Source organism: Christensenella massiliensis (assembly GCF_040409835.1).
Lineage (GTDB): Bacteria > Bacillota > Clostridia > Christensenellales > Christensenellaceae > Christensenella > Christensenella massiliensis.
Window position 1 is genome coordinate 568,621 of sequence record NZ_CP117826.1, and the last position, 14,297, is coordinate 582,917.

Consider the following 14,297-nt stretch of genomic DNA (forward strand, 5'->3'; position numbering starts at 1 on the left):
TCCTCCCGTCAGGACATGACGTTCTTGAGCGCTGTGAGCTTATGCATGATGCTGTCGAACTGATCGGGTGTAAGCGACTGCGCACCGTCGCACAGAGCATGCTTCGGGTCGTTGTGCACTTCGATCAAAAGTCCGTCCGCCCCGGCTGCAACGGCGGCGAGCGCAAGAGACTCTACCATATAGGATAGCCCGGATGCATGGCTCGGGTCAACGACAACGGGCAGATGTGACAGCTTTTTGACTGCAGGGATCGCACTGATATCGAGTGTGTTGCGCGTATAGGTCTCAAATGTGCGAATACCGCGCTCGCACAGTATTACGTTCTCGTTTCCGCCCGACATAATATATTCCGCGCTCATCAACCATTCTTCAATCGTATTAGATAGTCCGCGCTTCAAAAGAATCGGCTTTTTCGTCTGCCCTACCTCTTTCAGCAAATCAAAATTCTGCATATTACGTGCACCGATTTGTATGATATCCGCTTTTTCCGAAAACAATTCAACATATTTGGGCGCCATGATCTCCGTTACGATCGGCATTCCGGTTTCCTGTCTGACCTCGGTCAGAATATCAAGGCCTTTTACTCCCAGTCCTTGGAACGCATAAGGAGAAGTCCGTGGTTTGAAGGCACCGCCGCGAAGAACTTTTGCACCGGATTTCCTGCAGCTTTTGGCGATCCCCTCAAGCTGCTCAAAAGACTCGACCGAACATGGCCCTGCCATTACCGTAAGCGTTCCGCCGCCGATATCGACGCCGCTTACATGAACGATACTGTCTTCCGGATGAAATTTGCGGTTCGCTTTTTTGTAGGGCTCCTGAACGGATACCACCCTGTCTACCCCGTTCATCATACCCACGCGCTCCTTATCCACCATATAGGTGTCGCCCAAAACGCCAAGTACTGTACAATCTACGCCCTTGTTCGTCTGTACCTGCATCCCTTTTTTGACTAACGCATCGGTCACTCGCAGTATCTCCTCTTTAGACGCGCTGTTTTTCATTACTACGATCATGTTGACTCATCCTCATTTCTTCAAGATTTTAAAATAAAAAAGCTGTGGGCACCTGCCGGCACTCACAGCATATTACCAATGCTATTCGTTTATATGTGCATACCGACAGAAATTAACATGCAAAAAAGCTCCAACGGTAAAAGCCGTTAAAGCAAAACATGTTAAAAAATCGTGTCGATACTGTTGCCATCATCGTTTTATTACTCCTTGTTTTTTATTATATGTGATTTGAACCGGTAATTCAAGATTTTTTTGCGCAGCTGTATTTTTTACTTTTTCAGCCAAAGGTTCACTTTTTCATGACTGCGCAAAAAATATTACGATAATATTACAAAAAACTCTTTACAAGATAAATTTCTTGTGATAATCTATAAACAGAGTTAATGATTTTTTTCAATATAATGTTCCTCCAGTATCATAATTTTTGAAGAAAGCTGCGGCAATGCCGCAGTTTTCTTTTTGCGTAAAATTTCTGTAAGATTTTTTGTAAGTTTTTGATTTGATAATATTCTTTTTGCTTTCTCTTTTCCTTTTCGATATAATAAAATCGACAGAAAAGCGAGGTAAAAATGCAATGATCATTATCGTAAAGCAAGACACTTCCAAGGAAAAAATCACTTCCCTGATCCATTCTTTGGAGGAACAGAACTTTAAAACACATTTGAGCGAGGGTGAAAATACTACGATCATAGGCCTTGTCGGCGATACCTCTCTCGTGGATATCGATAGCCTGAAAGCCCGTGATATCGTAGAGGATGTGCGGCGCGTTTCCGAGCCGTATAAGAAAGCGAACCGTAAATTCCATACGGATGATACTATTGTTGAAGTATTAGGGAAAAAGATAGGCGGCGGGCATTTTGCCGTAATGGCAGGTCCCTGTTCTGTTGAAAGTGAGCCGCAGATCCTTGAAGTCGCTGAAAGCGTTATGCAAAGCGGCGCGACCTTTCTGCGCGGCGGCGCTTTTAAGCCGCGGACCTCACCCTACGCATTCCAGGGTCTTGAAAAATATGGAATAGATTTTCTGTTGGAATGCAAAAAGAAATATGGTATTCCAATTGTAACCGAAATCATGGGGATTTCAGATATCCCGTTGTTTGAAGATGTCGATATCATTCAGGTCGGTGCGCGCAATATGCAAAATTTCCGTCTCCTAAAGGAACTTGGAAAATTAAAACAACCCATTCTCTTAAAGCGTGGATTGGCGAATACGATCGAAGAGCTTTTAATGAGCGCGGAATACATTATGTCTGGCGGGAATGAGAACGTAATACTATGTGAACGCGGTATTCGCACCTTTGAGACCTATACGCGCAATACTTTTGATGTAAGTGCCATCCCCATGCTCAAAAGGCTTTCTCATTTGCCAGTCATTGCAGACCCCAGTCATGCCGCCGGGCTCGACTGGATGGTCGAGCCTCTTGCTAAAGCTGCGATCGCAGCCGGTGCCGACGGCCTTATGATCGAGGTCCATAATGACCCTCCACACGCTCTTTCAGATGGAAAACAATCCCTCACACCTACTCGCTTTTCAGAAGTAATGAAATCTTTGAAAGCATATATGCAACTGGAAAGCAAAACCTTGGAATAGCAGCAGGTTTAATAAAACAGCGGTCTGAAATGCCGCTGTTTTATTTTATCGCCGTATCAGCTTTTGGCTGATATTCGGCGTATTCGTTAGTAAACCGGCGCTATTTTATGCAATCTTACGATTTTAATGTTTTTCCGCTTCTGGAATGTGTATGTAATGATTGTATAATTGTTAAGAAATTGTTACAATTATTTCATATTGTTATAACATGCTAAAAGTAGAGGTCTGTTTATGTTTAAAAAGTTAATGCTCAGTATTTCCATTTGTCTTTCCATCGTTGTATTGGCGCCATTTTCCGCATTGGCCGTCTCCCGATATGAAGTATTACAGATTGGAGATGAAGACGCATGGGTAGAAGAGCTTCAGGAAAAGCTTCATGAAACAGACTATCTGAAATGTAATCCTACCGGTTATTTCGGAACGGATACGCAGAATGCCGTGATACAATTTCAAACAGATAACGGTCTTGTTGTTGATGGAAAGGCCGGCCCGAACACCAGAAAAGCACTTTTCGGCGACGAATATTCTGAGATTGATCCCAGCCGCGAGGTAAAAGGCTCCGCGAGCCCCCAGACGGTACAGCAGACTTCTTCCGGTACTTCCCTCAATCCCGGAGATAAAGGCAGCGAGGTTTCCGACCTTCAGCAGCGTTTACAGGATCTGGAATATTATGACTATTCCAGTATTACCGGATACTATGGTCCGGTCACGACCGAAGCTGTAGAACGGTTTCAGCGTACCAATCATCTTACGGTGAACGGCATCATGGATTCGAAATGTCTTGAGCTTCTAAAATCCGGAAGTAAATATTACACGATGTATCCCGGAGACAGCGGAGACGATATTCGGGAAATGCAGGACAGATTAGGCGAGCTTGGATATTTCGACGCGACCTCTACAGGCTATTTCGGCAGTATTACAACAAGTGCCGTTAAAAGCTTTCAAAGTGCAAACGGTTTAGCCGTAGATGGTGTAGTCGGCAAAGACACCCGCAAATATCTCTATTCTTCCGATGCTAAAAAAGGAAGCTCCGGCAGTTCTTCCGCCTCATCATCTTCTTCAGCCGGAAGCAGCGGGAACTCCAGCGCCGACCGTATGATCGAGATCGCGCATACGCAAATCGGGAAGCCCTACTCGTATGGCTCCAGTGGTCCGAATTCTTATGATTGCTCCGGATTCGTATATTATTGTTTAAAGAATTCCGGCGTTGCTGCCAGCCGACTGAGTTCTGCCGGGTATTCGACTGTTTCAAGATGGGACACCATAAAGGATGTGAATGCTTTGCAGCCGGGAGACCTCGTCTACTTTAGGTCGGATAAAAGCTCGTCCGTTGGTCACATTGGTATTTATCTTGGCGGAGGCAGTATGATCCATTCGGCTCCTTCCTCCGGCGGCGTGGCGGTCAGCAGTATGTCGTCCGGCTATTACGCCCGCAATTTTCTTGGAGCAAAACGGGTCTTTTGAACGATATGATATCTGAAAACAGCTGCAAATTTTGCAACTGTTTTTTCTAATTTAGTACTTGTATTTTTCATCATTGTTTGGTAAAATATATTTCGCACAGTAAATCATATCGTTGTCATGGGGGTATAGCTCAGCTGGTAGAGCGCTTGCTTCGCATGTAAGAGGCCAGCGGTTCGAATCCGCTTATCTCCACCAATTAAATCCTGCTTATCGCAGGATTTTTGTTTTCTAAAGCTTCCTGTCTTTACCTCATTCTCTCTGTAGTGCTATAATAAATCTATGAAAAATTCTTTTCAGGTGTCGCCGGTATATCAGCATAAGATCGATTGGGTTCTGATCGTCACACTTATTTTTTTATTTTTTGCATATCTGCTGTTCCATTCGCTGTTTGGTGGGACTCTTTTCTCCTATAATGACTGGGATAGCTATACGCTTCAGGCGCTTGCATGGCGGAACGGCGCAGTCTCCTTACCGCAAAACTATTCATGGCTTGAATTGGCCGAATATAACGGAAATTATTTCGTGTCCTTTCCTCCCGTTCCCTCTCTTGTCATGTTTCCTCTCACTTTCCTGTTTGAGGGTCTCGTACCAAGTAATTTCATCATCATGCTCTATGCTCTATTGAGCATTACATTTGCATATAAGTGTTTTCAAAGGACCGGGCTGCGGAAGCTCTCTGCAATGTTTTGGGCGCTCTTTTTTGTATTAGGCAGCAATATGCTGTGGATGTCGACCTCGGGCGGCTCGTGGTTTCTCGCCCAAGCGCTGAATATGACGCTTTGTTTTGCTGCTATTTTAAGCTTACTTTATCATAAAAAAGCATTATGTCTGACCTTGCTGGCACTTGCGGTCGGCTGCCGTCCATTCTCTGTCTGTTTCTTTTTCGCCGTTTTTCTCTATCTTGTACTTTCTGAATCCCGCAAATCTCATAACAAGTTTTTCCTTTGTGTCCTCCGGCAAACAAGATATCTAATAATCCCTGCGTGTATTGCAGCCGGATATCTACTCTATAATTTCATACGGTTTCAGGACCCGTTTGAATTTGGACACAATTATCTCCCTGAATTTACCGGTGTGGGAAACGCACAGTTCGGTTTAGAGTATCTTCCGGCAAATGCTTATAATATTTTTCTTCGCCTGCCATCTTTTTCGGAAAACGGCGCTATTGTACTCCCCTTGTTTGATGGTTTTATGTTTTATCTTGCCAATCCGATTTTTATCGTATGGTTTGTCAGACTGGCGGCCGACATCATTCAAAAACAGATGACACCCGAAAAGGCCATTCTGGCCGTGGGCCTCGCCTTGAATCTTTTTCTTCTTCTCATTCATAAAACATTTGGGGGCTGGCAATTCGGTGCACGCTATACGGTAGACCTTTTACCCTTTGTTTTGTCTTATCTTCTTTTCTCTCCAAAACAAAAACCCCGAAAATGGGAAATCATTACCGGGGCTTTCGCCATACTTTTTAACCTTTACGGAGCTTTGCTCATGCACCTACAGCTCCTATAGCGCTTTTCTCCTCACGTCATTATCCCTTTTTTCGCAAAGTCTCCGCCTTACTCAGAAGCCGTGCTCTACTCAAAAAATATGATCTGTCTGATGATGGAAACGCAAAAAATGCTCACTCCACCCTGTACCAATACACTACTGAAAAAATCCCTATCAATGAAGAAACCTTTTGTGTTTCTTGTCTTTATCCGCTCGGCCGACAGATTTTCCTGCCTGCATACGAGGAATTCTCCGGTGTTATCGTCCGGCTGATAAAGCTCACAAGCTTTTCCTGCCCGCTCGAGATCTCAGGCTTCAAAAATACATGCACTCTACATATTTTTCCATGAAATAGGGATTGCTTCCAAGCTCTACATGCTTTCCAAGGCTGCAAATGTGTTTCATATCTTTTTCACATTCATCATCAAACAGAGCCATTCCTGCTCCTGCTCCTGCTGCATTTCCAACACTGATGATCTCCCTGAAATCCTTTGACAGCAAGCCGATCCGCATCGCGCTCTGTTGATTCATATAGTTGCCAAATCCTCCTGCCAGATAGACCCGCTTAATATCCCCGACTTCGAGATCCGCTTCCTTTACCAGGGAAAGGACACCTGCGGCAATCGCAGCCTTTGCTGTTTGCAGCTCCCTGATATCCTTTTGCGTGATAAATACATTTTCTGCGATCAAAAGAGCAGGCTCTCCTTCTTTCTCAATAATATAGCGGCTTTTCGTTTCTTCTGCGATGCGTCCTGTTTCGTCGATTACTCCCGCATTGCACATCAAAGCGACCGCATCTAAAAGGCCGGAACCGCATAACCCTTGCGGAGCACCTCCTCCGATCACATGGACCTGCAATTTCCCTTGGAGAACATCTACACTGTTGACTGCTCCTTTGACTCCCGCCATTCCACAGCTGATCTGCGCGCCTTCAAAAGCCGGACCTGCAGCGGTCGATGTGCTTAAAATGAAATCGCTGTTTCCAATCGCAACTTCCCCATTCGTGCCGATATCCATCAGTAAACAGATATCGTCTGAATGAACGAAACCCGTCGCAAGGAGAGCTGACGTAATGTCTCCTCCGACAAATGCAGACATACAAGGCGTTAAATAACAATCAGCCCCCGGCAAATCGAGCCCTATCTCTTTCGCAGAAATGGATATTCCGAATTTAGAAGCTGGTTCAAACGGCAAAGTGCCCATCGAGACCGGCGACAAGCCGGCAAGCAGATGCAGCATGGTCGTATTTCCCGTGATCACGCATTCCGACACATCACTTGTTTTGATCCCCGTCTCTTCCGCCGCTTCTCCAATGAGGGAATCCAACTCCCGAACGATCGCACGGTTCATTTTTTGCAATCCGTCTTCATGATCCGCACAAAACTTGATACGTGATATCACATCTAAACCAAGCGATGCCTGCGCATTGATCCGGCTTTTTACACAAACGCATTTTGCTTCATCTAAGCGATAGAGATAAACCACTACTGTTGTTGTTCCAATATCAACGGCTATGCCGAAACCATGCCTGCCTGTTTTTAGTACGGGCATTATCCCTTCCGTTAAGATTTCCATTTCCGCACGCAAATCTTTTGCTTCGGCATTCCGCTGCGCGAATTTAATGCAGCGCTTATGCGGGCATTTCCCAAACAGACATTCTCCCCTGCATACCGGCTCTTTTTCCATGTTCTTCCCCCCAAAACGATACAGTTCTGCTTTTATGAAAAAAGAGCTGCCACACCCGGCAGCTCTTAAAATAGTACATGACTTACTGGCAGATCTGCAAAGCGACATCGCTTGCACTCGAAGCATCTGCTGTATAATAGTCTGCGCCGATCTTATTCTTAAAGTCTTCCGTTACAGGCGCTCCGCCGACCATGACTTTGATTTTATCCTTTACGCCTTTCGCATTGACTTCATCCACCACTTCTTTCATGACCGCCATCGTTGTCGTAAGCAACGCAGAGCACGCAATGACCTGAGCTCCTTCCGCAATTGCCGTATCGACAAATTTTTCTGCGGATACGTCTACACCAAGGTCAATTACTTCAAGCCCTTTGCTCTCAAGCATGATCTTGACCAGATTTTTACCGATGTCGTGCAGGTCGCCTTTTACCGTTCCAAGCACAACTTTTCCCTTCGATTCCACCTTTTCAGACGCAAGTGCACCCGCAAGAGAATCGATTCCGGCCTGCATAGCACGGGCAGCAATCAGCACTTCCGGTACATATACCTGATTATTTTTAAATTTCTCACCAATAATGGACATCCCTACAAGAAGGCCGTCCTGCAGCAGGTCCTGAGCATTGGTCCCTTTTTCAAGCTCTGCCGCAATAATTTCCTTGACGTTGTTCGCTCTCCCCTGCTGAACCAACGTGCTCAAATCTTCATAAACGCTCATTTCCAAATTTCCTCCCCTTTTTGCCTTTCAGCAATTTTTATTTTGAAATATACCTTACTATAATGATACTGCGAATATTTTCTCTTTTATTATACTATTTTCTCTTTTTTTGAATAAAAATCCCTCAGGCAAGCAGTCCGTGCTCAACACGCTTTCATCATTTTTTCCTGAATATTCTATTATTCATTTTCTATTCATATTTCATTCATACGCATTTCATATTTCATTGTTATGATAAGTACATCAAAAAGAAAAGCAGTCACAACTTTTCATAAATCTTCTTTCTCTAAAAAGGCCGAAAGGCCTTTGGGTAAGACCGCCGGCAGGCGTTAAACATATATAAATATGATACTTCCGAGAAAAAAATCTGCTGAATAGCAGATTTTTTTCTTGCTGCATATTCTTATTTTTTTCTAAATTCCATTTTTTCAAGATCGTGCGGAAGGTCCGGATTGATGTGCACGATCACGTCATCCAGCTCCGGATGACATGCGAGCAATTCGTCTTCGACCTTTTTACCTATTTCGTGACTTTTGATTACGGTCATATCCCTATCTACCGATATTTTTACCACAAGGATCGCTTTTGCCCCAACCGGTTTTGTATTCAGACTATCGACATGATCGATCCCTTCTATTTGCAATACCTCTTTACGGTACTGCTCCAACGTATCCCGGTCCATTCCCGCATCCATTAAAACACGTGCCGATTCCAAAATAATCATAACGCCGCTGTATACGATCCAAACCGAAATCGCGATACCGATCGCGCCATCCATAAAATACCAGCCCGCGAAACTTAAAAAAATCGCAGCAAGCGTACCTGATGTGACAAACACATCATTCCTATGATCCTGCGCATTTGCTTTGATCAATACACTGTTATATTGCCTGCTTTTTCCAATGCAATAACAATAGAGGCTCAATTTGGTCACGATCGTAGCAGCGGCAATCGCTACCAGCCACCATGAAAACTCGAGTTTTTCCCCTGCCGCAAGCGATTCCACCGATCCTACAGCTGTATAGACCGCCATTACGATCATAGAAAATCCAATGATCATGGAAGCAATATATTCTGCTTTGCCATGCCCCCAGACGTGCTCCGCATCTTTTGGCTTTGCTGCATAGATACTGCCCAAAAGCGTCACAGTCGATGCAAACACATCTCCTAAACTATTGAATCCGTCTGCGATCATCGCTTGACTGTCCGACGCATACCCCGCCGTCAGTTTCAGCAGCAACAGGATAATATTGGCTGCGATCCCAAGGATAGCAACCTTTTTTCCAGATAAAAAACGGTCTTCCAAAATCGTAATACTCCCGATTATTTTAACACTATTTTATCACAGTTTCTGCAACGTTTCCATCTGAACGAACACTTCATCAATCAAAAACCGCTTCCGGAATTCTTATGGAAGCGGTTTTTGATCAGTCTCTTCTATCCTGAATATCTATTCAGTTTCCTCCGCCAAAGAGATTTACAAAGAAGTCCCCGATGCTCTTGAAGAAATCCCCTACGCTTGTGAAGAAATTCTCCACGCCCTCCTTCGCCTGAAACAGGTTCAAAAATGTATCCGGGTCTAAATTCAATTCATTGAACTTTTTAACAAGCTGCAATATCTGCTGTACCTGATCATCCGTCAGCGTCACTTCATATTTATCGGCGGTCTCCCGAATCAACTCAATGATTTGGTCATCCGTCATATTCTTTGTTTCTTTCAGTTTACCTTTCAGGTCGTTGATGATATCGACCGATACATCTCCTAATGCCTCCTGCAGCTCACCTGTAACGACAAGCTCCTCTACTGCCGTATCTTTCGCGAGCTCGCTTAAAACCGTACCTGTCATATCTTCATACGCTTTATAAATCCCCGCAAGCGCTCCCGTACCGGATACTGGCTTATAAGCGGAAACTTTTACCTTTGCGTCGGTTATTCCCGCCGTGGAAAGTGCTGCCATATACATTTTTTCCGTTACGTAATTGATATTATTGACCTCGAGCTCGATCCCACCGCCGTCATTCGGCTGTATATATACGCAGGAAAGGGCGACGTCACCAATCTTTTGATCCGGAACGAGTCCCTCCAGATAATGCCGTTCCTCGCTGTTCGTTACCTGCAACTCCGTTACATCTCCGCGATTGATTCCAAAAGAACTGTAAACATCCGCAATTTGCTCCTCCGAATTATCCGCCCCGATCACAACACGCGCTTCCTGACCGGCGGCAAATGCCGGAACTGCAAAGGATACCGCTAATACGAGCGTAAGCACAACTGCAATTATTTTTTTTAACATAATAGGAACTACCTTTCATCAGTTAATATAGCTGAATTATAGCATGGACTTCTGCTAAATTCAATTTGAGTGTCTGGTTTTCATGGATTGTTAATACTTTATTAAGAAATAAAATATCCTGTAACATGGGGAAGCTACTGCAAGGCATGTATGTCTCGCTTTTATGGTCTTGAAAATAGGATGATGCGTTTTTTATTCTCTTTGAAAACAACATTTAAGTGTAGGAGACCCTATTGTTTAATATGTGTATAAAAAATACGAAAGAAAACCATTTTTGATTTTCTTTCGCGTTGGTCGGGGTGACAGGATTTGAACCTGCGACCTCTTCGTCCCGAACGAAGCGCGCTACCAAGCTGCGCTACACCCCGAATCTGGAGCCAACGAGCGGACTCGAACCGCTGACCTGCTGATTACGAATCAGCTGCTCTACCAACTGAGCCACGTTGGCATTCCTATTTGTGCCGACTTCTAATATTTTATCAGATTTATCATAAAAATCAACCACTTTTTTAAAAATTACAGACAGAATTTTAAATTCCAAACAGAATGCTTCCTCTATCGTTTCTTTCTGAAGTATTGGTAATAGGTACATTTTATGTTCCCGTTATATAATTTTCTTTTCTTATCGGCTTTTTCCCCATATTTCGATTCAAATTTATCGTCTGCGGTGATTACGAACACTACCGTGTCCTGAAGTCCGCAGAAGCGCTCTCCCATTGCGCGGTACAATTCCGCAACCTCTTTTTCAGCCCCCATTCGCATTGCATAAGGTGGATTTGTGACGATAGTGGATTGACGCTGCGGCTGTTCAAAGTCTCTGACATCTTTCCGCGAAAACCGAATCAACTGCGCTACGTCCATATTATATGCATGCTCTTTGGCAAGCTCAAGTGTGCGTCCGTCAATATCGCTCGCATATATTTCCATTTCCGGTATTTTCAGAAGACTTTTAGCGTACTCTTTCATCTCTGCAAACTCTTTCCGGAATTCATTGCCATATCCCTGCGCATCAAATCTGCGCTTGATGCCCGGCGCCATATTCGCGGCCAGCATTGCCGCTTCAATGGCGATCGTACCGCTGCCGCACAAGGGGTCGAAAAAATCACGCGTCCTCCACCGGGAAATCATAATGAGCGCCGCAGCAAGTGTTTCCTTAAGCGGCGCCTGCGCATTCTTTAAACGATATCCGCGCCGGTTAAGCCCTGCTCCGCTGGTGTTGAGTGCTACGGTCGCCTGATCGTTCAGCAAATTCACATATAAGTTGAACATACTGCCTGTTTCTTCAAAGTGTTCTTGGGGATAAACACGCTGCATCGCTTTTACGACCGCTTTTTTAGAGACTGCCTGTACATCCGATACACTCCCAAGCACGGAGCGCACCGCGCTCCCATCGACAGGAAATCTTGCATCTGACGGCATGATATCACCAAAGGGTATCGCCGCTATTCCTTCAAACAACTCTTCGAAAGTGACCGCCCGAAATTCCTTCAATATCAGATAAACCCGGTCTGCCGTGCGCAGAAAAATATTTGCTTTTGCGATCTCCTGCTCATTGGCGTCGAAATAGACTCTTGCATCTCTCGCGGCTACATTCTGAAAGCCGAGTGTCCTCAGTTCTCCGGCAAGGATACCCTCTATTCCAAAAGCACAGGAAGCATAGCATCTATAGTTCATGCTTGCTGTCCTCCTACTTTGTTCATTACGAGTCCATTGATCACCAGCTTAAATGTACATCCGAGAAACTTCGCGCTCTTTTCGCACATTTTCATCCGTCCCAGATAAATCTGCAGAAATTCCATAGGCGTTGCATGCTCTTTCATCTTGAGCTCAAACGTGATTTGATTTTTCTCCTGAGATACCCGGACATCGGTCTCATAAATAGAGAGGTTTACCCTGTCGTGGATATCGTCCATATCCTTTCTCTTCACGCGTTTTTTATAGGCATCCACCTTATCGGCAATGATCAGCGCAGCCGAAATATCGCTCACCGGCGTTCCCGTCTCTTCATCGTGGGAGCCTACGGCCGAACAGATATCGCATACATCCTGCAGATCCATCCCGATTCGTTGAAGCTCGTCGAACAAAAGCGTCGCGCCTGTAAGCGAATGCATTTTCCGGTTGATCATATTGCCCACGTCGTGCGTCCATCCTGCGATGCGCGCTAATTCGACACGTTCCTCCGGATATCCAAGCTTTTCCAGTATCTCTCCTGCGATCTTGCTGACATATCCTACATGCCGCGGCCCGTGATCTGTATATCCTAACGTTTCAAGGCATGCGTTTGCCTGCTCTACAAGAATCCTGATTCTTGAATTTTTCTGAACATCTTCCGATGATATCTTAGCCATCATATTTCCTTCCCTTTCTCTGCCGTATTGATGATTTCCATTGCGATGGCAGCCATTCTGTTCACGTCCGCCTGAAAAAGAGCCGCTATCTCACGCGGCTTTTCCACTTCTCCCCTAAAGTACAGCGCTGCGAATACGACTGCACCGGCAAGCTCATTTATTTCATTCAAATAACGGCTACCCGTCCCTTTTTCAATAAAACCCTGCAGCAGTCCAGCCGCCTGTCCTGCCAGCTGTTCGGAATATCTCTCACCGGCGATCCCTATGACCAAATCAAACAGCTTATTGAATTGCTCTGTACCGGATTCCTCGATATGATCCAATATTCCGACTTTTACTTCTACGATACTCCCGTTAAAATAAGCGACATAGGGTTCGGCAGCCTTCATTTTTTTCAAGGTCACGAATACCTCGTTTTTGATTTCATCCGGTTGATTCCGCTTCAGAATATACCGCCGAAATATCTTTTCTGCTTTTTCTCCTCCCAGTCCTCCTATGATCTCAACGACTGCTTTTTTGATGAAGTTATCTCCATATTCAAGGCCCCACAGAAGAATATCCTTTAATTTTCGTTCCCTGTTCCATAACTCTCTGAATTCCTGTTCCGGTAATTTCATTTTTTCATTCAGATATCTGATTCGTTTTCTCGCTTCTTGGGGCGGTACCTGAAAGACATATCCGATTTCCTGATGCTGCTTCCGTCCGGCCATAACGTCTTTCGCATATTTCAGATAGTAGCCGGCTATGCTTTCTTCCGGTTCCATTTTAATAATATCCGCGAAATAATTTACTGCATCGGTATACCGCCGCATATTGAAGCTGGCAACTGCCGCGCAAAATAATACTTTTTCATCATACGGAGCCATCTTCAAAATATTCTCTAAATACTGAAGCGCTTTTTCATGCTCTCCGATCTCGCAATAGGTGATCGCAATCTTATACAGGTCGTCTTGCGTATTCTTTTGTCTGTCGATCGCTTTTTCTATATATTTACATGCTGCCTCGTGGTCTTCTTTATTCAAAAACATCGCCATATTACAGTTTGCATGTATATTTTCCGGATCGCAGGCCAATACTTTTTGAGTGATATCGACCGCTTTATCAACTTTTTTCAGGCAATAGTAAGAAAGCGCAAGATTATTTCTTGCGAACAGCATTTCCGGATCTTTCGTATCGATCTTCTCAAGGACCTCCGCAGCTTTTTGGTAATCGCAATTATCCAAATGCCGTTTTCCCTCCTCGGCAAGCTCCTGTTGTTTTGCATCGTGTACATCCTCGAGAACGTATTCCTCCTCTTCTTCCATATCGCCAAATAGAGCCAGAAAGTCTTCCACATCATCACGAAATTCTCCATCCGGCGATATAGCGAGATATTTTTCGAAGCTTTCCCCTGCTTTATCCAAATCTCCTATACCGATAAAATTGCATCCCATTCCAAAAAAGCATTCGCTGCGCGCCTCTTTTGTTTTTAAGAGCACCTCGAACAGGATGCTGTTGGATTCCTCATATTTGGAAAGCTCTGTCAAGACCTCCGCCTGTTTCAGCATATATTCGATATTTCCGGGGTCTTTTTCAAGCGCGCGGCGTATCATCGGCAGTGCACCGAGATAATTCATACGCTCTGCCATTTTCAACGCGGACTGGAAATAAAAATCCGCCGGACGGTCAAATTCTAAAATTTTCTGTTCCTGTTTTTCCATC

General features: G+C 44.7%; 11 protein-coding genes and 3 tRNA genes. 4 read left to right on the forward strand and 10 right to left on the reverse strand.

Annotated features, from left to right (window positions below):
• Nucleotides 1–8 precede the first annotated feature (8 nt).
• Nucleotides 9–1,013 (reverse strand): 3-deoxy-7-phosphoheptulonate synthase, encoded by a 1,005-nt coding sequence (gene aroF / locus PUP29_RS02760; RefSeq protein ID WP_079547350.1) that lies wholly within the window; start codon nt 1,011–1,013, stop codon nt 9–11.
• Between the two features lie 574 nt (nt 1,014–1,587).
• On the opposite strand from aroF (PUP29_RS02760), the gene aroF (PUP29_RS02765) reads away from it, so the two are divergent.
• The 4 genes from aroF (PUP29_RS02765) (at nt 1,588) to PUP29_RS02780 (ending at nt 5,574) form a co-directional block, all read left to right on the forward strand.
• Nucleotides 1,588–2,601: a 3-deoxy-7-phosphoheptulonate synthase gene (aroF, locus tag PUP29_RS02765; RefSeq protein WP_079547348.1), complete on the forward strand. Its 1,014-nt coding sequence runs from the start codon at nt 1,588–1,590 to the stop codon at nt 2,599–2,601.
• Nucleotides 2,602–2,832: 231 nt separating this feature from the next.
• Nucleotides 2,833–4,065 carry a peptidoglycan-binding protein gene (locus tag PUP29_RS02770; protein WP_353423793.1) on the forward strand — a complete coding sequence of 411 codons (1,233 nt, stop codon included), beginning with the start codon at nt 2,833–2,835 and terminating at the stop codon, nt 4,063–4,065.
• Between the two features lie 119 nt (nt 4,066–4,184).
• A tRNA-Ala gene (locus tag PUP29_RS02775) sits at nt 4,185–4,260 on the forward strand.
• A gap of 84 nt (nt 4,261–4,344) precedes the next feature.
• Nucleotides 4,345–5,574, forward strand: a complete 1,230-nt coding sequence (locus PUP29_RS02780) for a hypothetical protein (protein ID WP_353423794.1) — start codon at nt 4,345–4,347, stop codon at nt 5,572–5,574.
• A 294-nt stretch (nt 5,575–5,868) separates the two neighbouring features.
• On the opposite strand, the gene PUP29_RS02785 is transcribed toward PUP29_RS02780, so the two are convergent.
• The 9 genes from PUP29_RS02785 to PUP29_RS02825 form a co-directional block, all read right to left on the reverse strand.
• Entirely contained in the window at nt 5,869–7,239 is a 1,371-nt protein-coding gene (locus PUP29_RS02785; RefSeq protein ID WP_353423795.1) for an ASKHA domain-containing protein, read from the reverse strand.
• Nucleotides 7,240–7,321: 82 nt separating this feature from the next.
• Nucleotides 7,322–7,954 carry a corrinoid protein gene (locus PUP29_RS02790; RefSeq protein ID WP_079547344.1) on the reverse strand — a complete coding sequence of 211 codons (633 nt, stop codon included), beginning with the start codon at nt 7,952–7,954 and terminating at the stop codon, nt 7,322–7,324.
• Nucleotides 7,955–8,357: 403 nt separating this feature from the next.
• Nucleotides 8,358–9,260 (reverse strand): cation diffusion facilitator family transporter, encoded by a 903-nt coding sequence (locus tag PUP29_RS02795; protein WP_353423796.1) that lies wholly within the window; start codon nt 9,258–9,260, stop codon nt 8,358–8,360.
• A gap of 148 nt (nt 9,261–9,408) precedes the next feature.
• Entirely contained in the window at nt 9,409–10,248 is an 840-nt protein-coding gene (locus PUP29_RS02800) for a DUF1002 domain-containing protein (protein WP_079547342.1), read from the reverse strand.
• A 291-nt stretch (nt 10,249–10,539) separates the two neighbouring features.
• Nucleotides 10,540–10,616: transfer RNA gene (locus tag PUP29_RS02805), tRNA-Pro, on the reverse strand.
• A 4-nt stretch (nt 10,617–10,620) separates the two neighbouring features.
• Nucleotides 10,621–10,696, reverse strand: a tRNA-Thr gene (locus tag PUP29_RS02810).
• A gap of 107 nt (nt 10,697–10,803) precedes the next feature.
• Nucleotides 10,804–11,922, reverse strand: a complete 1,119-nt coding sequence (locus PUP29_RS02815; RefSeq protein WP_353423797.1) for a THUMP domain-containing class I SAM-dependent RNA methyltransferase — start codon at nt 11,920–11,922, stop codon at nt 10,804–10,806.
• Nucleotides 11,919–12,599 (reverse strand): HD domain-containing protein, encoded by a 681-nt coding sequence (locus tag PUP29_RS02820; RefSeq protein ID WP_079547340.1) that lies wholly within the window; start codon nt 12,597–12,599, stop codon nt 11,919–11,921. The genes PUP29_RS02815 and PUP29_RS02820 overlap by 4 nt, the downstream gene beginning before the upstream one ends.
• Nucleotides 12,596–14,296 (reverse strand): tetratricopeptide repeat protein, encoded by a 1,701-nt coding sequence (locus PUP29_RS02825; RefSeq protein ID WP_079547339.1) that lies wholly within the window; start codon nt 14,294–14,296, stop codon nt 12,596–12,598. The genes PUP29_RS02820 and PUP29_RS02825 overlap by 4 nt, the downstream gene beginning before the upstream one ends.
• Nucleotide 14,297: the final 1 nt, after the last annotated feature.